Below are 26962 nucleotides of genomic sequence, written 5' to 3'. Positions count from 1 at the left end.
CTCACAGGATGTCACGGCGGCGCAGCAGCAGGCCGCCCAGCGCCGCGAAGACCACCAGGTATGCCGCCACGACCAGCAATGCCTGGCCACCGCCGACCAGCGCCTCGACGCCGGGGGTGTCCCCGCTTGCGCCGAGCGCCGCCACCGCCGAGCCCGCGTTCGGGCCGGGCAGGCCCTTCTGTAGCTGGGCCACCGGCTCCAGCAGGGGCGCAGCGATCAGGGTCAGCAGGTTCTGCACCGCGAGCAGCCACACCAGGCCCAGGCCCACGGGCAGGGCCACCCCGCGCAGGGCGATGCCGAGCAGCGCGCCGAGCACCGTCCACATCGCGGCGATCAGCCAGCCCGCGCCGATTCCGGTGAGCAGGTCGCCGGCGCCCGGCCACTCCAGCTGCCGGTCCTCGGCGAGCGCCACGGCCAGGCTCGCCAGCGCGCCCACGGCGAAGACGGCGAGCACCCCGGTCAGCGCGGCCAGGCAGACCGTGACGAGCTTGGCCGCGTACACCCGGAGGCGGACCGGGTCCTGGGTGAGGATCGTCTTCCAGGTGCCCCACGCGTATTCGCTGCCGACCGCCAGCACGCCGAGGATCAGCATCAGCGCGCCCAGGAACACCGGCAGCCCGCCGATCGAGTTGCCGACGAGCTGGTCCGGCAGGAGCGCCGCCAGGCCACGGTCGGCGCGGGGCCCGCTCGTGCCGCCCGCGTAGCCCGCGTACGGGATCAGGTAGGTGAAGGTCACGCTCAGGCCGAGGCCGATCGCGAGCAGGGCCCAGATCGCCGGGCGGCGGAGCAGCTTGAGGCCCTCGGCGCGGATGTGGTCACGCACGGCTTGCTCCCGTCAGGGCCAGGAAGGCGTCCTCGAGGCTGCGTTCCTCGGCGCGCAGCTCGCTGACCGCGATGCCCGCTCCGACCAGCGCGGCGTTCACCTCGGCGGCGCGGGCCGGTGGCACGGCAAGGCGCAGCCCGCCGTCGGCGACCTGGACGGCGTCGGCGCCGAGCAGGCTGCGAGCCTGCGCCGCGGCGTCCTCCAGCGGTGTGGCGACCAGGCGCAGGCCGGGTCTGCCGCGCAGCTCGGCGACCGTGCTCTCGGCGACCAGGCGGCCGTCGGCGATGACGCCCACCCGGTCGCAGAGCCCCTGCACCTCGGCCATCAGGTGGCTGGAGAGCAGCACTGTGCAGCCGGCCGTGCCGAGCCGGCGGATCAGCACCCGCATGTCCGCCATGCCCGCCGGATCCAGGCCGTTGGTGGGCTCGTCGAGCACGACCAGGTGCGGATCCTTGAGCAGCGCGGCCGCCACGCCGAGGCGCTGTTTCATGCCGAGCGAGTAGGCCGCATAGCGGTCGCCGGCCCGGTCGGTGAGCTCGGCCTGGTCGAGCACGGCCGCGATCCGGTCGGGTGGCACGCCCGCGTGGCGGGCCAGGACGCGCAGGTTGTCGCGGCCGCTCAGGTACGGGTAGAAGGCCGGCCCCTCGATCAACGCGCCCACCCCGTCGAGCCGCCCCGGCGGCCGGCCGAACAACCGCACCTCGCCGGACGTGGGCCGGATCAGGCCCAGCAGCATGCGCAGCGTGGTGGTCTTGCCGGCGCCGTTGGGGCCGAGGAAGCCGTAGACCTCGCCGGCCCGGACGCACAGATCCAGGCTGTCGACGGCGGTCAGCGTGCCGTAGCGCTTCGTGAGGCGGCGGGCTTCGACGGGTGGTGTCATGAGCCCATCGTTGCGGGGTCCCGGGCTGGGCGCGTCCGCTCAGAAGCGACACTCTGCGTACGTCTCTCGGCGTACGGCCGGGGTCAGAGCAGCTTGCGCAGCTTCAGCAGGTCGAAGGGGTTGGCCTTGACCACGACCTGGCGGGAGGCGACCGCCCGGGTGACGTCGAGCCGGCCGGTGACCAGCGCGATCAGGTCGTCGCCGGTGCTGGTCAGGGCGATCTTCGCCCGCGGGTCGTCGCCGTCGGCGATGTCGACCAGGCGGCCACCGGCCAGCCGCGCGTGGAACGCGGTGCCCAGGTCGGTGATCCGGCAGGCGAGCGTGCGGTCCAGGTCGAGTTTGCCGCGGGTCTCGGCGTTGGCGTCCAGCCGGGCGGCGAGATCGTGCAACGCCTGCCGGCACTCGTCCACGCTGGCCAATTCGGTCCCCTTCCGCGACTGCACCTCGACGCTCCGCACGGTACCGCAATGCACCTGCGGGTAAGCCCGGTAGCGTTGCACCAGCACACGCGGGGCCGCGAGCCGGAGGGAGCAACATGCAGGACGCATGGCGGGCGTATCTCGAGATGGCGCTCGGATTGACCGAGGCACCACGCAAGCGGGCCCAGCAGGTGGCCGGCGAGCTCGTGAACCGGGGCGGCGCGACCGCCGCGCAGCTGCAGGGACTGGTCGAGGACCTGATGTCGACGGGCGTCGCGAACCGCGAGGCGTTGACCAACATCGTCCGCTTCGAGGTGGACCGCGCGCTCGGGCTGGTCGGTCTGGCCACGGCCGACGAGGTCTCCGACCTGAACAACCGGGTCCGCGACCTGGAGCGCCAGCTGCGTCAGGCGCAGGCCCGCGCGAGCGCGGCCGAGACCACCGATTCCGGTACGGCGGCCGAGGTGACCCTCGCGGGGCCAGGGCCGGCGGATGTCGTGCCGCCGGCGAAGAAGGCGGTGGCGCGCAAGGCGGTCAAGGCGACCCCGAACGCGATGCCGGCCGCCGCGGAGCCGGCCCGCACGGCGGTGAAGAAGGCGGCCGCGAGCAACGGCACGACGCCGGTGCAGGGGGTGACGCCGGGAGCGGCTCCGGTCAAGGGCAGGCCACCGAAGGCGGCGCCGCGCGCGACGACCGGCCCGGCGAAGGCGACCGGCCCGGCGAAGGCGACCGGACCGACGAAGGCGACCGGACTGCCCGAATCCGCCGGCCCGGCGAAGGCGACGGGTCCGGCGAAGGCTGCCGGTCTGCCGAAGTCCGCCGGCCTGGCGAAGGCGACGGGCCCGGCCACATCCACCGGTCCGGCGAGCGTGGCCGGCCCGGCGAAGGCAGCGCCATCCGCGGAGCCGGCCACCCCGGCGGGGACGGCGGCGGCGCCGACCGCATCGGTGAAGGAAGCCGCGGCCGCGACCGAACTGCCGCAGCCGACACCCGCCGCGAAGAAGGCGGCAGCCAGGAAGGCAGCCGCCAAGAAGGCCACCCCGGCAACGATCGCCCCCGCCAAGGCTGGTCCCGCCAAGGCCGCAGGCACGGGAAAAGCAGGCCCGGCAAAGGCCGCAGGGCCCGCGAAGGCCGCAGGCACGGGAAAAGCAGGCCCGGCAAAGGCCGCAGGGCCCGCGAAGGCCGCAGGCACGGGGAAAGCAGGCCCGGTAAAGGCCGCAGGCCCTGGGAAGGCAGCGGGCCCTGGGAAGGCAGCGGGTCCGGCGGAGGCAGCGGGTCCGGCGGAGGCAGCGGGTCCGGCGAAGGCAGCGGGCCCGGCGAAGAGCGGCCCCACCGGCACGGACGCCCGGCCCGCTGACGGCGCCAGGACCACCCCCGCCAAGAAGGCCGCGAAGAAGACGACCAACCCCGCCGCGCCGGAGGTCACGCCGTGACGTACCCGAACCAGCAGCCCCGCCCCGGCCCGCCGGCCGGCGGCTTCCGTCCCGGCCCGCCCCCCGGCGGCTTCCGCCCCGCCCCACCCCCGGCCGGACCCCAGCCGACCGGACCCCAGCCGACCCCGGCCTATCAGCTCGACGCCAACGGCGGCACCGGTCACCCCGCGGTCGACGCCGTGCTGCAGGCGCTGGCCAACGCCGCCACCCTCGCCCCCGGTGACCAGATCGCCGAGTACGAGGCCGCGCACCAGGTGCTCCAGGAGACCCTGGCCGGCATCGACCGCTGACCCCCGTACCGGAGAAAAGGTTTTCATCTCATGGCCCGCCGTGCGCGTCTCGACGCCGAGCTCGTCCGCCGCAAGCTCGCCCGGTCCCGGGACCAGGCGGCCGCGCTCGTCGCGGCCGGCCGGGTCCAGGTGCGGGGCACGGTGGCGCAGAAGGTCGCCACCATGATCGATCCGGCGGATCCGGTGGTGGTGACCGGTGACGATCCGGCCACCGAGTACGTCTCCCGGGGCAGTCACAAGCTGGCCGGCGCGCTGGCCGCCTTCGCCGGTCTGCCGGTGCGGGGGCGGCGCTGCCTTGATGCCGGCGCCTCGACCGGCGGGTTCACCGACGTGTTGCTGCGCGCGGGCGCCGGGCACGTCTACGCCGTCGATGTCGGCTACGGTCAGCTCGCCTGGCCGCTGCGCACCGACGAGCGGGTCACCGTCATGGAGCGCACCAACGTGCGCGCGCTCACGCCCGACGCGCTCGGCGGCCCGGTGGATCTCACCGTCGCCGATCTGTCGTTCATCTCGCTGCGGCTCGTGCTGCCCGCGCTCGCCGCCTGCACCGGCCCGGACGGTGATCTCGCGCTGATGGTCAAGCCGCAGTTCGAGGTCGGCAAGGAGCGGGTCGGCTCCGGCGGCGTCGTGCGCGACCCGCTGCTCCGGGCCGAGGCCGTGCTGGCCGTGGCCGCCACCGGCGCCGAGCTGGGTCTCGGCGTCGCCGGGGTGGCCGCCAGCCCGCTGCCCGGCCCGAGCGGCAACGTGGAGTTCTTCCTGTGGTTCCGGCGGGACGCCCCGCCGGCCGACGAGGCGCGGGTGCATGCCGTTGTCGCCGCCGGCCCGTCCGGCGCGGTAGCCTCCGCCGGGCCGGCACCTATGCCGGTTTCGCACCTGTTGGAGGATTCGTGACGCGGTCCGCCTTGTTGGTCACCCACACCGGTCGACGGCAGAGCACCCAGCATGCCCAGACCGTCGCCCGCGACCTGGTCGCGGCCGGTTTTGAGGTACGGGTGATCGCGCAGGAGGTCGCCGACCTCGAGCTGCCCGCCGGGGTCACCCCGGTCGACGACCCGACGGCGGCCGAGGGGGTGGAGATCGTCTTCGCCCTCGGCGGCGACGGCACCTTCCTGCGCGCCGCCGAGCTGGCCCGCCCCGCCAAGGCGCCGCTGCTCGGCATCAACCTCGGCAAGGTCGGCTTCCTCGCCGAGGCCGAGCTGACCAACATCGACCAGACCGTGCGCGAGATCGTGGCCGGCGACTACACCGTGGACGAACGGCTCACCCTGGACGTCCGCGCCGAGTACGACGGCCGGCTCATCGCCGACTCGTGGGCGCTCAACGAGGTCAGCGTCGAGAAGGGCCAGCGGGCGCAGATGCTCGAGCTGCTCGTCGACGTCGACGGGCGCCCGCTGTCGCGGTACGGCTGCGACGGCGTCGTGTGCGCCACACCTACCGGCTCCACCGCGTACGCGTTCTCGGCCGGCGGTCCGGTCGTGTGGCCCGAGGTCGAGGCGCTGCTGCTGGTGCCGATCAGCGCGCACGCCCTGTTCAGCCGCCCGATCGTGACCGCGCCCACCTCGACTTTTGTGATCACCGTGGACCCGTACACGTCGTTCGCGGTGCTGTGCTGCGACGGGCGGCGCACCTGGGACCTGCCGCCCGGCGCCCAGGTCACGGTGCAGCGCGGTGAGCTGCCGGTGCGCCTCGTCCGGCTCAATCCCCGGCCGTTCACCGACACGCTCGTGGCGAAGTTCGCCCTGCCGGTCGACGGCTGGCGCGGCAACCGTCGCTGACGGGAGCCGGGTCCCGGCCGACCTCGGTGGGCAATTGTCGGTGGGCACCGATACTGTTCGCCCTGTGCTGGAGGAACTGCGCATCACCGGGCTGGGCGTCATCGATGACACGACGTTACGGCTGACCACAGGCATGAATGCCATCACCGGCGAGACCGGTGCCGGCAAGACGATGGTCGTGACCGGACTAGGGCTGCTCTTCGGCGGCCGGGCCGACGCCGGCCGGGTCCGTGCCGACCCCGGACGTGCCGTGGTGGAGGGCCGGTTGCGGCTCGCCGGTTCGCTGGGCGACGCGGTGCAGACCCGGATCACCGACGCGGGTGGCGAGATGGACGACGACGGCTCGGTGCTGCTGAGCCGCACGGTCACCATCGAGGGCCGCTCGCGGGCGCACGTCGGCGGCCGCAGCATGCCGGTGGCGATGCTCAGCGAGGTCGGTGAGCAGGTCGTCGCCGTGCACGGCCAGTCCGACCAGCTGCGCCTGCTGCGCCCGTCGGAGCAGCGCGCCGCGCTGGACCGGTTCGCCGGCGCCGAGCACGAGAAGCTGCTGGAGACCTATCGCGAGGCGTTCACCCGCTGGCGGGCGGTGGTCGAGGATCTGGCCGACCGGCGCCGGCACGCCCGCGAGCGCAACCAGGAGGCCGACCTGCTGACCCTGGGCCTCGACGAGATCACCCGGGTGGACCCGCAGCCCGGCGAGGACGACGACCTGCGCGCCGAGGTGCAGCGCCTGGAGCACGCCGAGGGGCTGCGCGCGGCCGCCACGGTCGCCGCGCAGGCGCTGGCCGGCGGCGTCGAGGCCACCGAGGAGACACCCGACGCGACGGTGCTGCTCGGTGCCGCCCGCCGCACGCTGGAGGCGCAGGCCACCGTCGACCCGGCGCTGGGGGAGCTGGCCGCCCGGATCGAGGAGGCCGCCACCCTGGTCGGTGACGTCTCCGCCGAGCTGTCGGCCTACCTGAGCGCGCTGGACGCCGACCCGGCCCGGCTCGAGGTCATCTACGAGCGCCGGGCCGCGCTGCGCGCGCTGACCCGTAAATACGCCGACGACGTCGAGGGCGTCATCGCCTGGGCCGACAACGCCCGCACCCGGCTGGCCGCGCTGGACAGCTCCGACGAGCTGCTGGAGGAGCTGGACAAGGAACGGTTGCGGCTGGCCGTGACCGTCGGTGAGCTGGCCGGCCGGCTGACCGTCGCCCGGCTGGAGGCCGCGGGCCGCTTCTCCGATCAGGTCAGCGTCGAGCTGGCCGGCCTCGCCATGCCGCACGCCCGGGTCGAGATCGTCGTGCAGCCGCGGGTCGGCGGGCGCGACGAGCCCACCGTTCCGGTCGACGGCGCCGAGCTGGCCGTGGGCCCGGACGGCGGTGACGAGATCGAGCTGCGGCTGATCGCGCACCCCGGCGCGCCCGCGCTGCCGCTGCAGAAGGGCGCCTCGGGTGGCGAGCTGTCCCGGGTCATGCTGGCCATAGAGGTGGTGTTCGCCGGGGCCGGCGGCCCGCCGACGCTGGTGTTCGACGAGGTCGACTCCGGGGTGGGCGGCCAGGCCGCGGTCGAGATCGGCCGCCGGCTGGCCCGGCTGGCGCGCACCCACCAGGTGCTGGTGGTGACCCACCTGCCGCAGGTGGCCGCGTTCGCCGACCGGCACCTGGTGGTCGCCAAGGACACCAGCGGGGCGATCACCACCAGCGGGGTGCGCATCGTCGAGGAGACGGAGCGGGCCCGCGAGCTGGCCCGGATGCTGGCGGGCCTGCCGGATTCCGACCTGGGCATCGCCCACGCCGAGGAGCTGCTGGCGGTCGCCGACAAGGAGAAACGCGCTCGAGGAAACGGCGGAACTCACGATGAGTGACGGGTAATTCGTACCTTTTGTCGGTGACCTTGTGCATGTCGCGTGCGGCATGGGTGAAACGGCGTGTCAGGATGGCCGGGATGCGACTTCCCACCTTGCGCCGGACCCGGAGCGTCGAACCGGGTGCCTTCTCCGGCATCGCCCGCCTCGATCGCCGGACCAAGCGCCTGGTCGGACGACTGCGCCCCGGTGACATCGCCGTGATCGACCACGTCGACATCGACCGGGTCGCCGCCGACTCGCTGGTCGCCGTCGGGGTCGCGGCCGTGCTCAACGTCAAGCCGTCGATCTCCGGCCGGTATCCGAACCTCGGGCCCGAGGTGCTCATCCAGGCCGGCATCGTGCTCATCGACGATCTCGGCGAGGAGGTGTTCGACCGGATCAGCGAGGGCGACCGGGTCAGCATCGTCGACGACACCGTGCTGCTCGACGGCGAGCCGATCGCCTCCGGCATCCGGCAGGACACCCAGACCGTCGCCGCCGCCATGGCCGACGCGCGCGAGGGCCTGTCCGTGCAGCTCGAGGCGTTCGCGGCCAACACCATGGACTACCTCAAGCAGGAACGCGACCTGTTGCTGGACGGCGTCGGCGTGCCGGACGTGCAGACCCGGATCTCCGGCCGGCACGTGCTCATCGTCGTGCGCGGTTACGACTACAAGGCCGACCTGGACGTGCTGCGGCCGTACATCCGCGAGTTCAAACCGGTGCTGATCGGGGTCGACGGCGGGGCGGACGCGCTGGTCGAGTCCGGCTACACCCCGGACATCATCATCGGCGACATGGACTCGGTCACCGACGACGTGCTGCGCTGCGGCGCCGAGGTGATCGTGCACGCGTACCCGGACGGGCGCGCGCCCGGCCTGGACCGGGTGCACGGGCTCGGCGTGCCCGCGGTGACCTTCCCCGCCGCCGCCACCAGCGAGGACCTGGCCATGCTGCTGGCCGACGAGAAGGGCGCCACGCTCATCGTCGCGGTCGGCACGCACGCCAACCTGGTCGAGTTCCTCGACAAGGGCCGCGGCGGCATGGCCTCGACGTTCCTGACCCGGCTCAAGGTGGGCGGCAAGCTGGTCGACGCCAAGGGCGTGAGCCGGCTCTACAAGCAGAACATCTCCGGCTCGGCCCTGCTGCTGCTCGTGCTCTCCGCGGTCGCGGCGATGGCCTCGGCGGTCGCGGTCTCCACGGTCGGCAAGGCCTACCTGTCCGTGGTGTCCGAGTGGTGGGACAATCTGGTCTTCCAATTAGGACAGCTTTTCTAATCCGCGAGTGACCAAGAGGCTTTTGGCGTGATCAATTTCCGGTACCACGTGGTGTCGCTCACCGCGGTCTTCCTCGCCCTCGCGATCGGGCTGGTGGTCGGCACCGCCGCGCTCAACGGGCCGGTCGCCGACACGCTCAAGGACCGCGTCGACGCGCTGAGCAAGGACAACAGCAACTACCGCGAGCAGGCCAACCAGTACCGCGAGGAGCTGAACCGGACGCAGGACTTCGCCACCGAGGTCTCGCCCGCGCTGCTCAACGGCAAGCTGGCCAACCGCAAGATCCTCGTGGTGGTGCTGCCCAGCGGCCAGGACTACGTCGACGGCGTGACCTCGATGCTCACCGTCGCCGGCGCCAGGATCACCGGTACGGTCACCGTGCAGGACAAGTTCTTCGACCCGGCGAACGCGTTCGAGCTGCTCGACCTGGCCGACAAGGCCTCCCGCCCGACGGTGCCGGTGGAGGGCCTGCCGCTCAACAGCGACGGCGTCGAGACCTCCAGCGCGCTGCTGGCGGTCGCCCTGCTGCAGAAGGCGCAGCCGGTGTCGCCCGGCGACCTCACCGCCGTGCTGGCCGCCTACGCCGAGCCCGGCTACCTCAACGTCTCCGACGAGATCGCGCCCGGCGCCGAGGCCACCGTGGTGGTCTCCGGGCTGCCGCCGGTCGACCGCGACGCCGCCAAGAAGAATCAGAACGCGGTCACCCTGACCACCCAGTTCGTCGAGGACCGGCCGCTGGTGGTCGGCGGCAACGGGATCGGCGACGGCAACCTGGTCGCCGAGATCCGGGCCGACCCGACCCTGGTCAAGAACATCTCCACGGTGGACAACGTGAGCACCGAGCAGGGCCAGCTGGCCACCGCGATGACCGTCGTCGAGCGGGTCGTGGCCGGCAAGGTCGGCCAGTACGGCCTGTCCGCGGGCGCGTCCTCCCAGGTGCCGAAGACCGCGGCTTAAGCACGCCTGCGGGGCCGTCGGGCGCCGACCGCCTAGACTCGGCGGTCGGCCGCCGAGGGGTGCGGCCCGGCGAGGCAGGAGTGTGCAACATGGCCGGCAAGGTCGTGAAGTCGTTCGGCACCGGTGCGCTGGCGGCGCGGGCCGCCCTGGCCTGGATCCGGCTGGATCCGCGCGAGGCCGAGCTGCGGCGCACCAACTTCCACGGCCGCACGGTCACCCTGGCGGGTGGTCCCGCGCTCGCGGTGGGCGCCACCGTCGGCGCCGCGTTCGGTGCGTCCGGCCGGTCGGTGGCCGCCGCCGTCGTCACCGCGGGTGCGACCGCCGGCGCGGTCGGGTTCTACGACGACATCGTCGGCAACCGGCCCGAGCAGAAGGCCGCCAAGGGTTTCGCCGGGCACCTGGGCGCGCTGCGCGAGGGCCGGGTCACCAGCGGCCTGGTCAAGATCGCCGGGGTCGGCGCCGCCGGGCTGGCCGCCGCGGCCCTGCTCGCCGCCGACCCGCGGGTGCGCGCCCATCCCGCCCGGCGCTCGGGCGGGGCCGTCCGTGGCGCCGTCGACGTGCTGCTCGGCGCGGGCGTCATCGCCGGCACCGCGAACCTGCTCAACCTGCTCGACCTGCGCCCCGGCCGGGCGCTGAAGGCCGGCACGCTGATCGGCGTACCGCTGGCGGTCGGGCGCGGCGGCGCGGTGGCCGCCGGGACGCTGGGCGCGGGCGCGGCGCTGCTGCCCGCCGATCTCGGCGAGGAGATCATGCTCGGCGACGCCGGCGCCAACGCCCTCGGCGCGCTGCTCGGGGTGGCGCTGGCCGCCCGCACCGGGCCGGCCGGGCGGGCCGTCGCGCTGACCGTGCTGGCCGCGCTGACCGCCGCCAGCGAGAAGGTCAGCTTCACCAAGGTCATCCAGGACACGCCGTGGCTGCGCGAGCTCGACGCGCTCGGCCGCCGGCCGGCGGAATGACCGATACGGCCTCCACGCCACGTTCCGGCGCCGGGCGGATCGCCGGTGCCGCCGCGCTGATCGCCGGGCTCACGGTGCTGGCCCGGATCGCGGGCTTCGGCCGCACGGTGGTGTTCATCAGCACGGTGCGGGACAACTCGCTCGGTGACCTCTACAACGCGGCGAACACCGTGCCCAACATCGTCTTCGAGCTGGTCGCCGGCGGTGCGCTGGCCAGCCTGGTGGTGCCGCTGCTGGCCGGGGCCGTGGCAGCCGGTGACCGCGACCGGGTCGACGCCGTCGCGTCGGCGCTGCTGACCTGGACGCTGCTGCTGCTCGTGCCGCTGGCGGTGCTGGTCGCGGTGCTGGCCGGGCCGATCGTCGGGCTGCTGCCGGACATGCCGCCGGAGGCCCACGAGGTCGGCGCGCGGATGCTGCGGATCTTCGCGCCGCAGCTGCCGCTGTACGGCGTCGGCATCGTGCTCACCGGCATCCTGCAGGCCCACCACCGCTTCGCCTGGCCGGTGCTCGCCCCGCTGCTGTCCAGCGTCACCGTGATGGCCGCCTACCTCACGTACGCGCTGGTGGACGGGCGGGGCAGCGGGCTGGGCGAGCTGAGCGCCGGCGGTGAGCTGGCCCTGTCGCTGGGCACCACGCTCGGCGTCGTCGTGCTCAGCCTGTGCCTGCTGGTGCCGTTGCGGGGCCTGCGGCTGCGGCTGCGCCCGGCGGTGCGCTTCCCCGGCGACGCGGGCCGGCAGGTCGTCCGGCTCGGCTGGGCCGGCGCGGTCACCGTCGGCTCCCAGCAGCTCATGGTCGTGGTGGTGCTCGCGCTCGCGGCCGGCGACGGCGACCTGACCCGGTTCAACCTGGCCCAGGCGCTGTACCTGCTGCCGTGGGCGGTGCTGGCGGTGCCGCTCGCCACGGCCGCCTATCCGACCCTGTCCGCGACCGCCGAGCGTGGCGACGAGGACGGCTACCGCGCCGCGCTGGCCGGCACCGCCCGGACGGTGGTGCTGCTGGCCTGCCTCGGCGGCGCGGCCCTGGTCGCGATCGCCGAGCCGGTCACGGCCCTGCTGGGCACGCCGCGCGCGGCGCCCGGCATCGTCGGGTTCGCCCCCGGGCTGCTCGGCTACGCCCTGTTCGCGCTGCTCTCCCGCGCGCTGTACGCCCGGGGCGCAACCGCCTCCGCCGCCGCGGCCACGGCCGCGGGCTGGGCGGTCGCCGCGGTCGCCGCGCTGGTCCTGACCGCGGTGCTGCCCGGCGACGGCCGGGTGCTCGCGCTCGCGCTGGCCAACAGCGTCGGCATGATCGCGCTGGGGGTGCTGCTGGTCGTTGCCGTACGCCGCCGGGCCGGCGCCGGCGCGCTGGCGGGACTGCCACGGGCGGCCGGCGTCGGTATCGTGGCGGCGGTCGCGGCCGCCGCGGCCGGCTGGGGCGTCGTGCAGGGCCTGGCAGAGGTCGCCGGCCCGACCCCGGCAGGGTGGGCGAGCGTGCTTTCCGGCATGCTGGGCGGTGTCGTGGTGGCGGTCGTGTTCTTCGCGGTGACCTACCCGCTGGATCGCCACGACCTGCGGCCCCTGGTCGCCTCCGTGACCGGGCGGATCCGCCGGACGTCAGCATCGAACGGGAAGGGCGCATCGTGACCGACGCACCGCGGGCGGCGACGTGGCAGGGCTCGGTCGCGCTGGTGCTGGGCTCCAGCACCGGCGGCGTCGGCCAGCACGTGGCCTCGCTGGCCCGCGGCCTGCTGGCCGCCGGCTGCCGGGTGCTGGTGGTCGGCCCGGCCGCGACCGACGAGCACTTCGGCTTCGCCGCGGCCGGCGCGCAGTTCGCCGCCGTGGAGATCCCGGCCTCGCCCGGCCCGCAGGACTCCGGCGCGGTCCGGGCCATGCGCCGGGCGCTCAACGGCCGGGAGATCGACGTGCTGCACGCGCACGGCCTGCGGGCGGCGTTCGTCGCCTCGCTGACCCGGCCCGCCGTGCCGCTGGTGGTCACCTGGCACAACGCGGTCCTCGCCCGCGGCCTGCGCGGTCAGGCGTCGGCGCTGGTCGAGCGGATCGTCGCGCGGGCCGCCACGCTCACCCTCGGCGCGTCGCAGGACCTGGTCGACCGGGCCGTGTCGGTGGGCGCCCGCAAGGCGCGGCTGAGCGCCGTCGCCGCGCCCGCGCTGCCCGCGCCGCGGCGCAGCCGCGCCGCCGTGCGCGCCGAGTTCCGGATCACCCCGGACACCCCGCTGATCCTCTCGGTCGGCCGGCTGCACCCGCAGAAGCGCTACGACCTGCTCATCGAGGCCGCCGCCCGCTGGCGGGAGCTGACCCCGCCGCCGATGGTGGTGGTGGCGGGCTCCGGCCCCAGCTACATGCAGCTGGCCCAGCGCGCCTCGGAGCTGCGCGCCAAGCTCTACCTGCTCGGCCACCGCGCCGACGTGCCCGACCTGCTGGCCGGCGCCGACCTGGCCCTGATCACCAGCGACTGGGAGGCCCGGCAGCTGTTCGCCCAGGAGGCGCTGCACGCGGGGGTGCCGCTGATCAGCACCGCCGTGGGCGGGCTGCCCGGCCTGGTCGGCGACGCGGCCGTGCTGATCCCGCCGGGCAGCGTGGACGCGCTGGACACCGCGGTGCGCGCGATGCTGGCCGACCCGGCGCGGCGGGCGGAGTATGCGGCGCGCGGTCCGCGGCAGGCCGCGAGCTGGCCGACCGAACAGGACACGGTGGCCGACGTGCTGGCCGCGTACGCCTCGGTGACGACCACCGCGCGGGCAGGCCAGGGGTGAGCAACCCGACGCGTGCCGCACGCTGGGTGCGGCGCCTGCGCGACACGGTCCGCCGGGGCATCCGGCCGGACTCCGCGCCGCCGTCGCGCAAGCGGCGCGGACGGACCTGGCTGCCGTACCTTTTGATCGTGCTGGCCGCGGCGGCCAGCCTGGCCGGGCTCGCCGTGCGGCCCACCACCGGCGCCCCGCAGGACACCGCCGACTACGTCATCCTGGCCGGCGCCGCCGGGCTGCGCTGGGAGGACCTCGACCCGCAGCGCACCCCGGCGCTGTGGCAGGAGGCGACCCGCGGCTCGATCGGCTGGCTGTCGGTGCGCTCCGCCCACTCCACCACCTGCCCCGCCGACGGCTGGCTCACCCTCGGCGCCGGCAACTACGCGATCTGGGCGAACACCCGGGTGAACGGCCAGTGCCCGCCGGTGGAGCCCGCCCTGACCCAGCCCGACGCGCTCGGCGCCAACCTGCCGGGCCTGGCCGGGGTGGTCCGCGCCAACCAGGACAACCAGCCGTACGGGGCGCTGCCCGGCGCGCTCGCGGAGTCGGTCCGGTGCACCGTGGCCGTGGGCCCGGGCGCGGCCATCGCGGCGGCCCGGCCGTTCGGGCGCGTCGACCGGTACGTGACCACCCTGCCCGAGGACCCCCGCCGGCTGCTGTCGGACTGCGTGCTCAGCATGGTCGACCTCGGCACGATCACCGGTGCGGGCGCCGCCCGGCAGGCCCGGGTCGCGCGGGCCGACGCCACCCTGGCCCGGATCGTCGCCGCCCGTCCCGAGCGTTCCCTGATCATGGTGGCCGGCGTCTCGGACACCGACAGCACCTCGCGGCTGCACGTGGCGATCGCCGAAGGGCCGGGCTGGGAGGGCGGCTGGCTGACCTCCGCCGGCACCGGCCGCGACGGCTACCTGCAGCTGGTGGACCTCGCGCCCACCGTGCTCACCGCGCTGGGCCGGCCGCCGCCGGAGGGGCTGTTCAGCGGCTTCGGCGCGTTGTCGGCGTCCGGCCGCCCGGCGGACCCGGCCGAGGCCGTCGGCGGGGAGAACAACGCCGACAAGCGGGCCGGCGCGCAGCTCGGCATCGCCGGTGCCTTCTTCACCGCGCTCGGCGCCGTCCAGCTGGCGGTCTTCCTGCTGGTGGTGCCGTTGATGATCCGGGCCCGCCGGCATGCCGGGCCGACCGGGCCGGCGGCCGCCCCGTGGCCGCTGGTGCTGGGCGTGGAGGTGCTGCTGATCGCGGTGGCGCTGGCCATCCCGGCGGCCCTGGTGGCCGATGCGGCGCCCTGGTGGCGGGCCGGGCGGGCGGGCATCGTCTTCGCCCTGCTGACCTTCGCGCTGATGGCCGTCGGCACCGCCGCCGTCCGGTTCGTGCCGCCGTACCTGCGCACGCTGTGGCCGCTGGGCGTGGTCTCCGGCGTGGCCGCCGCGGTGGTCGGATTCGACCTGCTCACCGGCGCGCAGCTGCAGCTGAACGGGGTCGCCGGGTATTCGGCGATCGAGGGGTCGCGGTATTCCGGCGTCGGCAGCGTCGGGCTGGGCGTGTTCGTGGCGGGCATGCTCTTCGTCGCCGGCTGCGTGGCCCAGTGGGTGCGGCGGCCCTGGCGCCCGGTGGTGGTCGTGCTGGTCGGCGGCGTCGCGGTGGTCATGGTCGGCAGCCCGTACCTGGGCGCGGACCCGGTCGGCGCGATCGCGGTCACCGCCGGGGTGTGCGTGGCCGCCGCGATCAGCACCGGCGGCTGGCTGACCTTCCCGCGCTTCGCCTGGGCGGCGCTGGCCGGCCTGGCGGTCACCATCGGCTTCGCGGTGCTGGACCTGCGCCGGCCCGAGCTTGAACAGGGCAGCCTGGGCCGGGCGCTGACGGCGCTGGGGGAGGGCACGGCGGGCCCGGCCATCCAGCGCGCCGCCACCTCCAACGGGCACGCCCTGGACAGCCCGCTGACGCTGCTGACGGTGGTCGGCGTCCTGATGCTGGCCTTCGCCCGCTACTCGCCCTGGGGCGGCCTCAACCGGGTCTTCGGCCTGCACCCGGCGCTGCGCGCGGCGCTGGCCGGCACCGTGGTCGCCACGATGATCGCCGGGGTGCTCAGCGGGGCGGCGTTCGCGGTGGCGGGCGCGGCCGCGGCGGTGGCCGTGCCGCTGGCCGTGCTGACCACGCTGCGGGTGCTCAGCCACGCCGCCGACCGGACCCGGCCGGAGGGCGGCACCGACGGCCCCGGCGGGCCCGGCCGGTCGATGCGGCCCGGCCCGGTGGCTCCCGACCCGGGCGACAAATCCGACTCGGCGGGCGTGACCGTGCGTCAGGCCTGACCGGGACACGCGTGACGACCAGCCCGAACGTGCGGGCGGCGGCGATGGTGTTACCGTGGAATCCCGTGGATGGCGCGTGCTACCGAAGCTGGTTGAGCGCCGGTCTGCACGATCGCATCTGACCGACCACGGGAGCAGGCCTTGGCAGCAACAGTGCGCGAGACGCGGCACATCTTCGTCACCGGGGGCGTCGCCTCCTCGCTGGGCAAGGGCCTCACCGCCTCCAGCCTCGGCAATCTGCTGACCGCTCGGGGACTGCGGGTCGTCATGCAGAAGCTCGACCCCTACCTCAACGTCGACCCCGGCACGATGAACCCGTTCCAGCACGGCGAGGTCTTCGTGACCGAGGACGGCGCGGAGACGGACCTCGACGTCGGGCACTACGAGCGGTTCCTGGACCGGGCGCTGGCCGGCAAGGCGAACGTCACCACCGGGCAGATCTACTCCTCGGTGATCGCCAAGGAGCGGCGCGGCGAATACCTGGGCGACACCGTGCAGGTCATCCCGCACATCACCAACGAGATCAAAGAGCGCATCTTCGCGATGGCCGACCCCGACGAGTACGGCCGCACCCCGGACGTGGTCATCACCGAGGTCGGCGGCACCGTGGGCGACATGGAGTCGCTGCCGTTCCTGGAGGCGATCCGCCAGGTGCGCCACGAGATCGGCCGGGACCACGTGTTCTACCTGCACGTGTCGCTGGTGCCGTACCTGGCGCCGTCGGGCGAGCTGAAGACCAAGCCGACCCAGCACTCGGTGGCCACGCTGCGCAACATCGGTATCCAGCCGGACGCGCTGGTCTGCCGCAGCGACCGGGAGATCCCGGAGAAGCTCAAGCACAAGCTGTCGCTGTACTGCGACGTCGACCGCGAGGCCGTGGTGGCCTGCCCGGACGCGCCGAGCATCTACGACATCCCGAAGGTGCTGCACCGCGAGGGCCTGGACGCGTACGTGGTGCGCCGGCTTGGCCTGTCGTTCCGCGACGTGGACTGGACGAGCTGGGACGACCTGCTGGAGCGGGTGCACCACCCGCGCCGGACGATCACCGTCGGGCTGGTCGGCAAGTACGTCGACCTGCCGGACGCGTACCTGTCGGTGAGCGAGGCGATCCGGGCGGCCGGCTTCGCCAACCACGCCCGGGTGCAGCTGCGCTGGGTGCCCAGCGACGACTGCGACACCGCGGCCGGCGCCGCGACCGCCCTGAAGGGCGTCGACGGCATCGTGATCCCCGGCGGCTTCGGCATCCGCGGGATCGAGGGCAAGATCAACACCTCCCGGTACGCGAGGGAGAACGGCATCCCGATCCTGGGGCTGTGCCTGGGCCTGCAGTGCATGACCATCGACGCCGCCCGCCACCTGGCCGGCCTCGACGGCGCCAACTCGCTGGAGTTCGACGAGCAGGCGCCGCACCCGGTCATCTCCACCATGGCCGACCAGCAGGACATCGTCGCGGGCAAGGGCGACCTGGGCGGCACCATGCGGCTGGGCGCGTACCCGGCGGCGCTGGTCGCGGGCTCGGTGGTGGCCGAGGCGTACGAGAGCACCGAGATCTCCGAGCGGCACCGGCACCGCTACGAGGTCAACAACGCGTACCGGGACCGGCTCAGCGCGGCCGGCCTGCGCTTCTCCGGCACCTCGCCGGACGGCCGCCTGGTCGAGTTCATCGAGCTGGACCGCGAGACGCACCCGTTCTTCGTGGCCACCCAGGCGCACCCGGAGCTGAAGAGCCGGCCGACCCGGGCGCACCCGCTGTTCGCGGCGTTCGTCAAGGCCGCGGTGGCCTACGCGGCCGCCGACGAGCTGCCGGTGGAGGTCGCCGAGCCCGGCCAGGCCGCCCCGGTCGGCAAGACCGGCAAGACCGGCAAGGCCGAGAAGGCCGCGGTCGCCGCGTCATGACGGCCTTCGCGCACGAGACGGTCTCGCGCACCGAGCGGTACGCGGGGCCGATCTTCACGGTCTACTCCGACCAGGTCACCATGTCCGGCGGCGGCACCGCCGGGCGCGACGTGGTGGTCAACAAGAACGCGGTGGTGGTCGTCGCGCTCGACGACGTCGACCGGGTCGTGCTGATCAAGCAGTACCGGCACGCGGTCGGCAAGCGGCTCTGGGAGCTGCCGGCCGGGCTGCGCGACGTCGACGGCGAGGACCTGGCCCGCACCGCCGCCCGCGAGCTGGCCGAGGAGGCGGACCTGCACGCCGCCCGCTTCGACCTGCTGGTGGACCTGCACACCTCGCCCGGGTTCAGCGCCGAGACGGTCCGGATCTTCCTGGCCCGCGAGCTGCGCCCGGTGCCGGAGGCCGACCGGCACGAGCGCACCGACGAGGAGGCCGACATCGAGATCGTCTGGCGCGACCTCGACGAGGCGGTCGCGATGGTGCTGCGCGGCGAGATCACCAACGCCGCGGCGGTCGCCGGCCTGCTGGCCGCCGCCCGCGCCCGCGAGGACGGCTGGGCCACCCTGCGCCCGGCGACCACCCCGCCGTTGTGAGCTCTGACCGGTGCGCCCGCCGCTGTGGGCGTACCGGCCTCAGGCCTTGAGAAACGCCTCGCCGGTGAGCCGGCGGCCGTTCGGCGAGGCCGGGAACGCGTCGATCTCCGCGTCGGTGAAGGTGCCGCCCACCGAGCCCCGCGAGATCATCGCCCGGGTCCGCGCCCGGTAGGCGATCGTCATCTGCCGCACCGCGTCGTCGTGGTCCTCGGCCCCGTCCTCGGGGAACGACTCTGCGGAGGTCTGGTCGCGGCGCAGCGCCAGCATGGTGTTCTGGTCGCTGCCGGGCGCCCGCACGCGCTCGCCACGTCCGCGGGCGCGGTGTGACCACGGACACAGGAACTCGGTGTCGCGAGCGGACAGGAACGGTCGTGAACCCTTCTCAGCGAGCCCGGATACGCGCCGGTGACACCGCGGCGTTCGGGCAGCTCTTCACCGACCATGCCTGTGCGGTGTACCGGCACGTCGTCCGGAGCAGCGGCAGCTGGAGCTCGGCCGAGGACATCGTGTCGCTGACCTTCCTGGAGGCCTGGCGGCTGCGCGGCAGTCTGCGGCCCGACGGCGACAGCGTGCTGCCCTGGCTGCTCGGCATCGCCGTCAACGTGTTGCGCAACAACCGGCGTACCGCCCGCCGGCACGCCGCAGCGCTGATCCGGCTGCCGCCTGCCGAGGCGATGCCGGACTTCGCCGACGAGCTCGTCAATCGGATGCGCGACAGCGAGCAGCTGGCCGCCGCGGCAGCCGCCCTGCACCGGCTGCTGCCGACCGATCGGGAGGTCTTCACGCTCTGCGTCTGGTCCGGGCTCGACTACGCGCAGGCCGCCGAGGCGCTCGGCGTGCCGATCGGCACGGTCCGGTCCCGGCTGTCCCGGGCCCGGGCCCGGCTGCGGGAGATGACCGCGGAGGTGCCCGGCACCCGGGAACCGGAGCGGGGCAGCGGACAGGTACTGGATGGCCGTACCGACACGGCCCGGTCGAATCAGGAGCGCAACCGATGAACCAGTCACCACGACTCGACGCTGCAGAACGTGCCGAGCTGGCCCGCCTGTTGCCGCCGCCGGGAGACCCGGCGCTGAGCACCGACCGTCACCTGCTGCTCAAGGACGCCTTCATGCAACAGATCACCGAGGCCCGCGCCACCCGGTCTCCCCGTCGCTTCGCGCTGCTCGCCGTGCCGGTCGCGGCCGCCGTCCTGGTCGCGGCCGGCGTCGGGGCGGCGGTGCTCGGCCGGCCCGGGAACGGCGGAGTGACCTCCTTCACCAGCCCGGTCGTGGCGGTCGTCGCCGGCGACGCGACCGGGGTGGCACCGCTGATGGAACGGGTGGCCCTGGTCGCCGGGAAGGAGCCGCCGGTGCCGGTCGGCGCCGACGAGTACGTCTACATCAAGAGCAAGGTGGCCTGGCTGGTCTTCGCCGGGGACAACGACTCCGGGCCCCAGCAGGCCGGGGTCGACCGGCGGGTCCTGGACCAGGTGCACGACCGCGAGCTCTGGGTGCCCGCGTCGCAGGGCAGCGAGGGGCTGATCCGGGAGCGCGGCGAGACGTTCGGGCTGACCGGCGCGGCGCCGAACAGCCGCTACGCCGGCCTGCCCACCGATCCGGCCGAGCTGCTCACGAGGGTCTACGCCGACACCGAGGGGCGGGGCAGCGGTCCGAACGCCGCGGCGTTCGAGTTCCTCGGTGAGGCGCTGCGGGAGTCGCTGCTGCCCCCGCAGGTGGCCGCCGCCATCTACCGGGCCGCCGCGAAGATCCCCGGCGTGGTGCTGGTGGCCGACTCGGTCGACGCGGAGGGCCGGCACGGCGTCGCGGTGGCCCGCACCGACGAGTTCGGCGAACGGGAGGAGTGGATCTTCGACGCGCGCACCTTCGCGTACCTCGGCGAGCGTTCGTACCTGGTCCGGGACACCGAGGACGGCAAGGCCGGCATGCTCACCGCCACCACCGCGGTGCTGGCACGCGGCGTCGTCCGCGCCGCGGGCGACCTGCCGGAATAGCATCTTGATCTTCAGGCGACAGATCGGCAGTATCTTCCACTTGGTGGGACGGTAATCTGCGAAGCAGCCCGTCTCGGGTATGAGCCATCGACGTCTCTCCCGGAAAGGACGGTGTCGACTCATGAAGGTCGGCATTCCGAGCGAAGTCAAGAACAACGAGTTCCGGGTCGCGATCACCCCAGCCGGGGTCTTCGAGCTGAACCGGGCCGGCCATGAGGTGTTCGTGCAGGCCGGCGCCGGTGCCGGGTCCTCGATCACGGACGCCGACTATGTCGCCGCCGGGGCCACGATCCTGGACGGGCCGGACGCGGTGTGGGCCACCGGCGACCTGATCCTCAAGGTCAAGGAGCCGATCGCCGAGGAGTACGGGCGGATGCGTGAGGGGCAGGTGCTCTTCACGTACCTGCATCTGGCCGCCAGCAAGGAGTGCACCGACGCGCTCCTCGACCGCAAGGTCACCGGCATCGCGTACGAGACCGTCGAGCTGCCCGACCGCTCGCTGCCGCTGCTCGCGCCGATGTCCGAGGTCGCCGGGCGGCTCGCCCCGCAGGTCGGCTCGTACCACCTGATGCGCTCCGGCGGCGGGCGCGGCGTGCTCATGGGCGGCGTCCCCGGCGTGTACGCGGCCAAGGTCGTGGTCATCGGCGCCGGTGTCTCCGGCATGAACGCCGCGGCGATCGCGCTGGGCATGCAGGCCGAGGTGCTGGTGCTGGACAAGAACATCGCCCGGTTGCGCGCGGCCGACGCCGACTACCGCGGGCACCTGCAGACGATCGCGTCGAACGCGTACGAGATCGAGAAGGCCGTCATCGACGCCGACCTGGTGATCGGCGCGGTGCTGGTGCCCGGCGCGAAGGCGCCGAACCTGATCTCCAACGAGCTGGTCTCCCGGATGAAGCCGGGCAGCGTGCTCGTCGACATCGCCATCGACCAGGGCGGCTGCTTCGAGGACTCGCGGCCCACCACGCACGCCGACCCGGTCTACCGGGTGCACGAGTCGATGTTCTACTGCGTGGCCAACATGCCCGGCGCGGTGCCGCACACCAGCACCTACGCGCTGACCAACGTCACCCTGCCGTACGCGCTGGAGCTGGCCAACCGCGGCTGGCGCGACGCCGTCAAGGCCGACCCGGCGCTGGCCCTGGGCCTGAACACGCACGCCGGGCACGTCACCTACGGGCCGGTCGCCGAGGCGCACGGCATGCAGGCGCTGTCGTTGGCCGAGGTGCTCAGCTGAGCTCTGCGGCGCTGGCCCGGGCGGTGCAGACCTACCTCGACCACCTGACGGTCGAGCGGGGCCTGTCCCGCAACACGCTGGCGTCGTACCGCCGGGACCTGGACCGCTATCTGGAGACCCTGGCCGCGGCCGGCGTCGGCGACCTCGCCGACGTCACCGCGGCCCAGGTCACCGGGCACCTCGCCGAGCTGCGCGCGGGGTCGCCCGAGCGGGCGGCGCTCTCGGCCGCCTCGGCGGCCCGGGCGGTTTCGGCGGTACGCGGCCTGCACCGTTTCGCCGCCCGGGAGGGCCTCGTGGCGCACGACGTCAGCCGCGAGGTCAAGCCGCCGGCGCCCCCCAAACGGCTGCCCAGGGCCCTCGACGTCGACCAGGTCACCCGCCTGCTGGAAGTGCCCGCCACGCCGCGCGACAAGGCCCTGCTGGAGTTCCTCTACGGCACCGGCGCGCGGATCTCCGAGGCGGTCGGGCTGGCCGTCGACGACCTGGCCCTGGACGGCGAGCCGGCGGTCACCCTGCACGGCAAGGGCGGCCGCACCCGGCTCGTCCCGCTCGGCCGGTACGCCCGGACCGCGCTGGAGTCCTACCTGGTGCAGGCCCGCCCGGCGCTGGTGGCCAAGGGGCGCGGCACCCCGGCGGTGTTCCTGAACCAGCGCGGGGGACCGCTGTCGCGGCAGAGCGCCTGGGCCATCCTGCACCGGGCCGCGGCTGCCGCCGGGCTGCCTGTGGAGGGTCCGCACGCCGTGTCCCCGCACACACTGCGGCACTCCTACGCGACGCACCTGCTCGACGGCGGCGCCGACGTCCGGGTCGTGCAGGAGCTGCTCGGGCACGCCTCGGTGACCACCACGCAGGTCTACACCCTGGTGACAGTGGACCGACTCCGCGAGGTGTACGCGACCTCGCACCCGCGCGCTCGTTAGAAGGTGAGCGTCAGTCCCTGCGACACGCCGAACGGCTGACCCCGGTCGGGCGGTCCGCGTGGCGTACAGTCGGGCATCGGCTCCGGCTGCGGGTCGAGAGGGGGCTGGGGACATGAGCGGAAATCATGATCGCGCTGAGGCGTGGACCGCTGCCATGCGCGACCAGCAGAGCTCCCTGGATCTCGGCGCCGACCTGGGCCCCGCCGACCCCACGGCATACACCATGCGCCGGCCCATCCCCGAGCCGATGCCCACCGATCGGCACGGCCCGGCGCGGATCATCGCCCTGGCCAACCAGAAGGGTGGCGTCGGCAAGACCACGACGACCATCAACCTGGGCGCCGCCCTGGCCGAGTACGGCCGCAAGGTGCTGCTCGTCGACTTCGACCCGCAGGGCGCCTGCTCGGTCGGCCTCGGCGTCAACCCGCACAACCTCGACCTGAGCGTCTACAACCTGCTGATGCAGGACGACGTCACCGCCGAGGACGTCATCATCAAGACCGACGTGGCCGGCCTGCACCTGCTGCCGGCCAACATCGACCTGTCGGCCGCCGAGATCCAGCTGGTCAACGAGGTCGCCCGGGAGATGGCCCTGGCGCGGGTGCTGCGCACCGTGCGCAAGGAGTACGACTTCATCCTGATCGACTGCCAGCCCTCGCTGGGCCTGCTGGCGATCAACGCGCTGACCATCGCGCACGGCGTGCTCATCCCGCTGGAGTGCGAGTTCTTCAGCCTGCGCGGCGTGGCCCTGCTGCTGGACACCATCGACAAGGTCCGCGAGCGGCTCAACTTCGACCTGGAGCTCGAGGGCATCCTGGCGACCATGTACGACAGCCGCACCACCCACTGCCGCCAGGTGCTCCAGCGGGTCGTGGAGGCGTTCGGCGACAAGGTGTACCAGACGGTGATCACCAAGACCGTCAAGTTCCCCGAGTCCACGGTGGCCGGCGCGCCGATCACCAGCCTGGACCCGGCCTCGTCCGGCGCCCGCAACTACCGCCAGCTGGCCCGCGAGGTCATCGCCGCCAAGGCGGAGCGAGGCTGACGCTTGCTCTTCGCCCTCGGCGAACCGGTCGCGTTCGTCGCGCTGGTCGTCGCCTTCCTGCTCGGCCTGCTGATCCGGGCCCTGGCGATCCGGCTCACCGCGCGCACGCTGCGCCTGGCCGACCGCCGCGACCCGGTGTCGCCGCGCCTGCGTGAGGACGTGGACCCGTTCGGCGCGGTCGCGGCGTCGGTCGGCGGCATGGGCTGGGGCAAGCCGATCTCGGTCGACGAGGTGCCCCGCGACCAGGGCCGCGGCCGGGCGGCGGCGGTCTTCGCGGCCGGCCCGCTGGCCTGCATCCTGGTCTCCCAGCTGCTGTTCGCCGCGTACGTGGTGCTGTTCCCGGACAACCTGCTGCCGGTGCTGAACATGTCCAACGTGCTGCGCGGCTTCACGCTGCCGTTCGGCGAGCAGGTGCTGCTGAGCCTGGCGGTGGGGCTGCTGGCGTTCGGGCTGCTGGCGCTGATCCCGATGCCACCGCTGGACGGCTTCGGCATCCTGTGGTCGGCGCTGCGCCGGCCGGGCGCCGGGGCGCAGCAGATGCGGCTGTGGCTCGAGGACAAGAACCTGGGCGTGCTGATCCTGCTGATCTGCTGCTTCTTCCCGCTGAACTACCCGCTGCTGCTGGTGATCCTGGACGTGCTGGGCGTGCTGTTCCTGCGTCTGTGGGGCGGCCCCCAACCCCTCTGAGCGGGTAGGTCAGGCGAGGCCGTGCTCGGCGGGGGTGCCGTTGAGAAGCCAGGCGAGGGGCATGGTCGCCTGGACGGCGTACCGGTCGCCGTCGAGTTGATGCAGGGTGACGGTCTGCGGCTGGTCCTGGTCGATCATCCAGTACCGCGGGATGCCGGCGGCGGCGTACTCCTTGCGCTTGGTCACGGTGTCGATTCCCTCGGAACCCGGTGAGACGATCTCGACCACCAGAAGTACGTCGGCAACCGACAGCCAGACACCGTTTGCCTGCGCTTTGCTCCACACGATCAGGTCTGGGATTCGTCCGCCGACGGCGCCGTCACTACCGGGTATGCGCAGTCCGACCGCCTGGGTGATCCGGTCGACGGGAAGGCCGGCCGTCAGCCACCCCGTGAGCCGGGTCGCGATCACCGCATGGGCATACGCCTCCGGTGGCGTGATCGAGACAACTCCCTCGGGGCTGATCTCGTACCGATGATATTCATCGGCGGTCGTCATCGCGGTGAGGTCGTCGAGCGTCACGACCAGAGGCAGGTGCCAACCGGCCACGTCCGGACCCATGCCGGTCAGGTGGTGGTGCCGTGGCGGTAGGAGCGGGCGATGATCTCCCGCAGCGCCCCCGCGTCCGCCTCGTCGACGTGCTTGAGGTAGAGGCAGCCCTTGCCCAGCTTGTGCGGCCCGAGCCGGGCCAGCACGTCCGTGTACTGCTCCATCGGGCCGGTCAGGTACAGCGTCGTCTGGCCCTTGCGTGGCGAGAACGAGATCGCCGGGGTGTCGCCCTCGCGGCCGGTCGCGTACCGGTAGTGGTAGGTGCCGAAGCCGACGATCGTCGGGCCCCACAGCACCGCGGGCTCCCCGGTCACCTCCCGCATGAGCCCGGCCAGCGCGTGCGCGTCCCGGCGCCGCTGCTCGTCGTCGAGGCTCGCGAGGAACGCGCCGACGTCACCCTCGGTCGCCGTGGTCTTGTTCGCGCTGTCCGCCATCGTCACGCACCTCCGTCGCCTGGATTTTAGGCCTCTTGCGGGCGGAAAAGCGGTTGCCGCGGCCCGCCGGGCTCGGGCAAGCTGCCGGCATGACGTACTGACGGACACCACCTCGTGAAGCCACCGACCCTGCTCGTCCGTCAGTAAGCGAGAACTCCTTGTCCCAGGAAAAGACTGCCTCCGTCACCGTGTTCGCCGGTGCCGGGAGCTGGATCGAGTCCACCGCCGTCACCCAGTGCCACCAGGTTGCGGCCCTGCCCGGCATGACCCACGTGGCCGGCATGCCGGATCTGCACCCCGGCAAGGGCGCACCGATCGGCGCCGCGATGGTCTCGAGCGTGCTGTACCCGCATCTGGTCGGCTCCGACATCGGCTGTGGCATCGCCGTGTTCCCGATCGCGCTCAAGCGTGCCGTACCGGAGAAGCTGGCCGGCCGCTTCCCCGACCTGGACCGCGAGCCCGGCCCCGACGACCCGGCCTGGGACGCGGTGCCGGGGGAGGTCCCGGCCGGCCACCACGACAGCCTGGGCACCGTCGGCCGCGGCAACCACTTCGTCGAGCTGGCCCGGGTACGGACCGTGCTGGACGCCGGCCACGCGACCCGGCTCGGGCTGGCCGCCGGCGACCTCGTCCTGATCGTCCACAGTGGCTCGCGGGGGCTGGGCGAACGCATCCTGCGCGCACACACGGAGGTGCTCGGCGCCGGTCCCGCCGCCGACCCGGCGGCCTACCTGGCCCGGCACGACGAGGCCGTGCGCTGGGGTTCGCTCAACCGCCGGCTGCTGGCGGCCCGGGTCGCGCTCGCCCTCGGCGCCCGGCCCGCCGCGCCGATCGTCGATGAGTGCCACAACCTGGTCGAGGTCCGCGACGGCGGCTACCTGCACCGCAAGGGCGCGGCACGCGGCGACGGCCGGGACGTGCTGGTCGCCGGCACCCGCGGCACCCCGTCCTACCTGGTCGCCGCGCACGCCGGGCCGGCGGCCAACCACTCGGTGGCGCACGGCGCGGGCCGCAAGATGTCCCGGGCCGACGCGCTGGTCCGGGGCCGGGCCAAGCACACGGTCGAGGAGCTGCGGCGCACCCCGGTCGGCTCGCTGGTGGTGTGCGGGGACCGGCAGCTGCTGTTCGAGGAGGCGCCGACCGCGTACAAGCGGATCGAGCAGGTGGTGGGCGACCTCGTGGCGCACGGGCTGGCCACCCCGGTGGCCGAGACGGTGCCGGTGGTCACGTACAAGACCGCGGAGCTCGGCGCCCGCCGGGACCACCGCCGCGGCCGCGGCGGACGACCATGAGCACGCTGCACCTGCTGGTCTCGGCGGGCCGCGGCCCGCAGGAATGCACCTGGGCGGTCGCGCAGCTGGTCGGCCGGCTGGAGGCCGAGGCGGCCCGGAAGGGCCTGACGACCCTGCGGGCCGAGACCGTGCCGGGCGAGCGGCCGGCCACCTTCCGCTCGATTCTGGTACGGATCGCCGGCGTCGGCGCCGACGAGTTCGCCGCCGCCTGGACCGGCACCCTGTGCTGGCAGGCGCCCAGCCCCTACCGCAGCAGCTCCGGCCGCAAGAACTGGTACGTCATCGCGCAGACCTGCGAGGTCGGCGCCCCCGGCACGGCCTTCGCGGAGGCGGACGTGGACATCGTCGCGTGCCGCACCGGCGGCCCCGGCGGCCAGCACCGCAACAAGGCCAGCACCGCGGTGCGGGCCACCCACCGGCCCACCGGGCTCGTCGTGGTGGCCGACACCGAGCGCCAGTTCAGCCAGAACCGCCGCCTGGCCCTGGAACGCATCCGCGCCCGCCTCGCCGACGCCGACCGCGCGGGCGACCGGGCCGTGGTCACCGGCCGGTGGCGCATCCACGACGATCTGGTACGCGGCGATCCCGTCCGGACCGAGCGTCCCGGGGGTGCCGGAAGCTGA

The 26962-nt window shown here is 73.9% G+C and carries 27 protein-coding genes; 21 read left to right on the top strand and 6 right to left on the bottom strand.

What is annotated here, in order from left to right:
- Position 1 precedes the first annotated feature (1 nt).
- The 3 genes from ACIBQZ_RS31330 to ACIBQZ_RS31320 all read right to left on the bottom strand — a co-directional run bounded on the left by ACIBQZ_RS31330 (position 2) and on the right by ACIBQZ_RS31320 (position 2122).
- The gene (locus ACIBQZ_RS31330; RefSeq protein ID WP_396092424.1) at positions 2-823 is read right to left on the bottom strand and encodes an ABC transporter permease; all 822 of its coding nucleotides are present in this window, start codon (positions 821-823) and stop codon (positions 2-4) included.
- Positions 816-1703: an ABC transporter ATP-binding protein gene (locus ACIBQZ_RS31325; protein WP_396092423.1), complete on the bottom strand. Its 888-nt coding sequence runs from the start codon at positions 1701-1703 to the stop codon at positions 816-818. Before ACIBQZ_RS31325 ends, ACIBQZ_RS31330 begins: the two co-directional genes overlap by 8 nt.
- An 83-nt stretch (positions 1704-1786) precedes the next feature.
- Positions 1787-2122, bottom strand: a complete 336-nt coding sequence (locus tag ACIBQZ_RS31320; RefSeq protein WP_396092422.1) for an alkyl sulfatase C-terminal domain-containing protein — start codon at positions 2120-2122, stop codon at positions 1787-1789.
- Between the two features lie 116 nt (positions 2123-2238).
- On the opposite strand from ACIBQZ_RS31320, the gene ACIBQZ_RS31315 reads away from it, so the two are divergent.
- From ACIBQZ_RS31315 to ACIBQZ_RS31255, 13 genes are all read left to right on the top strand, one after another.
- The gene (locus tag ACIBQZ_RS31315) at positions 2239-3555 is read left to right on the top strand and encodes a hypothetical protein (RefSeq protein WP_396092421.1); all 1317 of its coding nucleotides are present in this window, start codon (positions 2239-2241) and stop codon (positions 3553-3555) included.
- On the top strand, positions 3552-3845 hold the full coding sequence (locus tag ACIBQZ_RS31310) for a hypothetical protein (protein ID WP_396092420.1): 294 nt from the start codon (positions 3552-3554) through the stop codon (positions 3843-3845). The genes ACIBQZ_RS31315 and ACIBQZ_RS31310 overlap by 4 nt, the downstream gene beginning before the upstream one ends.
- 30 nt (positions 3846-3875) lie before the next feature.
- The gene (locus ACIBQZ_RS31305; protein ID WP_396092419.1) at positions 3876-4736 is read left to right on the top strand and encodes a TlyA family RNA methyltransferase; all 861 of its coding nucleotides are present in this window, start codon (positions 3876-3878) and stop codon (positions 4734-4736) included.
- The gene (locus tag ACIBQZ_RS31300; protein ID WP_396092418.1) at positions 4733-5620 is read left to right on the top strand and encodes an NAD kinase; all 888 of its coding nucleotides are present in this window, start codon (positions 4733-4735) and stop codon (positions 5618-5620) included. The genes ACIBQZ_RS31305 and ACIBQZ_RS31300 overlap by 4 nt, the downstream gene beginning before the upstream one ends.
- Positions 5621-5684: 64 nt before the next feature.
- Positions 5685-7469, top strand: coding sequence for a DNA repair protein RecN (gene recN, locus ACIBQZ_RS31295; RefSeq protein ID WP_396092417.1), 1785 nt, complete (start codon positions 5685-5687; stop codon positions 7467-7469).
- A gap of 80 nt (positions 7470-7549) precedes the next feature.
- The gene (steA, locus tag ACIBQZ_RS31290; RefSeq protein ID WP_396092416.1) at positions 7550-8728 is read left to right on the top strand and encodes a putative cytokinetic ring protein SteA; all 1179 of its coding nucleotides are present in this window, start codon (positions 7550-7552) and stop codon (positions 8726-8728) included.
- Positions 8729-8755: 27 nt separating this feature from the next.
- Positions 8756-9685: a copper transporter gene (locus ACIBQZ_RS31285; RefSeq protein WP_396092415.1), complete on the top strand. Its 930-nt coding sequence runs from the start codon at positions 8756-8758 to the stop codon at positions 9683-9685.
- 89 nt (positions 9686-9774) lie between these two features.
- Entirely contained in the window at positions 9775-10641 is an 867-nt protein-coding gene (locus tag ACIBQZ_RS31280) for a hypothetical protein (protein ID WP_396092414.1), read from the top strand.
- Positions 10638-12263 carry a murein biosynthesis integral membrane protein MurJ gene (gene murJ / locus ACIBQZ_RS31275; protein WP_396092413.1) on the top strand — a complete coding sequence of 542 codons (1626 nt, stop codon included), beginning with the start codon at positions 10638-10640 and terminating at the stop codon, positions 12261-12263. The genes ACIBQZ_RS31280 and murJ overlap by 4 nt, the downstream gene beginning before the upstream one ends.
- The gene (locus tag ACIBQZ_RS31270) at positions 12260-13393 is read left to right on the top strand and encodes a glycosyltransferase family 4 protein (protein ID WP_396092412.1); all 1134 of its coding nucleotides are present in this window, start codon (positions 12260-12262) and stop codon (positions 13391-13393) included. The genes murJ and ACIBQZ_RS31270 overlap by 4 nt, the downstream gene beginning before the upstream one ends.
- Before the next feature lie 59 nt (positions 13394-13452).
- Complete coding sequence (locus ACIBQZ_RS31265; protein WP_396092439.1) at positions 13453-15693, top strand: hypothetical protein; 2241 nt, start codon at positions 13453-13455, stop codon at positions 15691-15693.
- Positions 15694-15834: 141 nt separating this feature from the next.
- Positions 15835-17589, top strand: coding sequence for a CTP synthase (locus tag ACIBQZ_RS31260; protein WP_396092411.1), 1755 nt, complete (start codon positions 15835-15837; stop codon positions 17587-17589).
- Positions 17586-18182 (top strand): NUDIX domain-containing protein, encoded by a 597-nt coding sequence (locus ACIBQZ_RS31255; RefSeq protein ID WP_396092410.1) that lies wholly within the window; start codon positions 17586-17588, stop codon positions 18180-18182. The genes ACIBQZ_RS31260 and ACIBQZ_RS31255 overlap by 4 nt, the downstream gene beginning before the upstream one ends.
- A gap of 39 nt (positions 18183-18221) precedes the next feature.
- Here the strand turns inward: ACIBQZ_RS31255 and ACIBQZ_RS31250 are convergent, their stop codons facing one another.
- A complete protein-coding gene (locus ACIBQZ_RS31250) occupies positions 18222-18479 on the bottom strand; it encodes a hypothetical protein (RefSeq protein WP_396092409.1) in 258 nt (85 codons plus the stop codon).
- A gap of 74 nt (positions 18480-18553) precedes the next feature.
- Between ACIBQZ_RS31250 and ACIBQZ_RS31245 the strand changes: the two genes are divergently transcribed.
- The 6 genes from ACIBQZ_RS31245 to ACIBQZ_RS31220 all read left to right on the top strand — a co-directional run bounded on the left by ACIBQZ_RS31245 (position 18554) and on the right by ACIBQZ_RS31220 (position 24064).
- Positions 18554-19180: an RNA polymerase sigma factor gene (locus tag ACIBQZ_RS31245; protein ID WP_396092408.1), complete on the top strand. Its 627-nt coding sequence runs from the start codon at positions 18554-18556 to the stop codon at positions 19178-19180.
- Complete coding sequence (locus ACIBQZ_RS31240) at positions 19177-20175, top strand: CU044_5270 family protein (protein WP_396092407.1); 999 nt, start codon at positions 19177-19179, stop codon at positions 20173-20175. Before ACIBQZ_RS31245 ends, ACIBQZ_RS31240 begins: the two co-directional genes overlap by 4 nt.
- Positions 20176-20296: 121 nt before the next feature.
- Positions 20297-21412 carry an alanine dehydrogenase gene (ald, locus tag ACIBQZ_RS31235; RefSeq protein WP_396092406.1) on the top strand — a complete coding sequence of 372 codons (1116 nt, stop codon included), beginning with the start codon at positions 20297-20299 and terminating at the stop codon, positions 21410-21412.
- A gap of 23 nt (positions 21413-21435) precedes the next feature.
- The gene (locus ACIBQZ_RS31230) at positions 21436-22332 is read left to right on the top strand and encodes a site-specific tyrosine recombinase XerD (protein WP_396092405.1); all 897 of its coding nucleotides are present in this window, start codon (positions 21436-21438) and stop codon (positions 22330-22332) included.
- A 112-nt stretch (positions 22333-22444) separates the two neighbouring features.
- On the top strand, positions 22445-23377 hold the full coding sequence (locus ACIBQZ_RS31225) for a ParA family protein (protein WP_396092404.1): 933 nt from the start codon (positions 22445-22447) through the stop codon (positions 23375-23377).
- A gap of 3 nt (positions 23378-23380) precedes the next feature.
- Complete coding sequence (locus ACIBQZ_RS31220; protein ID WP_396092403.1) at positions 23381-24064, top strand: hypothetical protein; 684 nt, start codon at positions 23381-23383, stop codon at positions 24062-24064.
- A 9-nt stretch (positions 24065-24073) separates the two neighbouring features.
- Here ACIBQZ_RS31220 and ACIBQZ_RS31215 read toward each other — a convergent pair whose 3' ends face one another.
- Together ACIBQZ_RS31215 and ACIBQZ_RS31210 are read right to left on the bottom strand one after the other, a co-directional pair.
- Positions 24074-24586: a Uma2 family endonuclease gene (locus tag ACIBQZ_RS31215; protein WP_396092402.1), complete on the bottom strand. Its 513-nt coding sequence runs from the start codon at positions 24584-24586 to the stop codon at positions 24074-24076.
- A 44-nt stretch (positions 24587-24630) separates the two neighbouring features.
- Positions 24631-25047, bottom strand: coding sequence for a DUF1801 domain-containing protein (locus tag ACIBQZ_RS31210; RefSeq protein WP_396092401.1), 417 nt, complete (start codon positions 25045-25047; stop codon positions 24631-24633).
- A 158-nt stretch (positions 25048-25205) separates the two neighbouring features.
- Between ACIBQZ_RS31210 and ACIBQZ_RS31205 the strand changes: the two genes are divergently transcribed.
- Positions 25206-26339, top strand: a complete 1134-nt coding sequence (locus ACIBQZ_RS31205; RefSeq protein WP_396092400.1) for an RNA ligase RtcB family protein — start codon at positions 25206-25208, stop codon at positions 26337-26339.
- Entirely contained in the window at positions 26336-26962 is a 627-nt protein-coding gene (gene prfH / locus ACIBQZ_RS31200) for a peptide chain release factor H (RefSeq protein ID WP_396092399.1), read from the top strand. The genes ACIBQZ_RS31205 and prfH overlap by 4 nt, the downstream gene beginning before the upstream one ends.

This window comes from Actinoplanes sp. NPDC049599, assembly GCF_044465625.1.
Taxonomy (GTDB): Bacteria; Actinomycetota; Actinomycetes; order Mycobacteriales; family Micromonosporaceae; genus Actinoplanes.
This window is presented reverse-complemented; position numbering and strand designations above follow the sequence as displayed.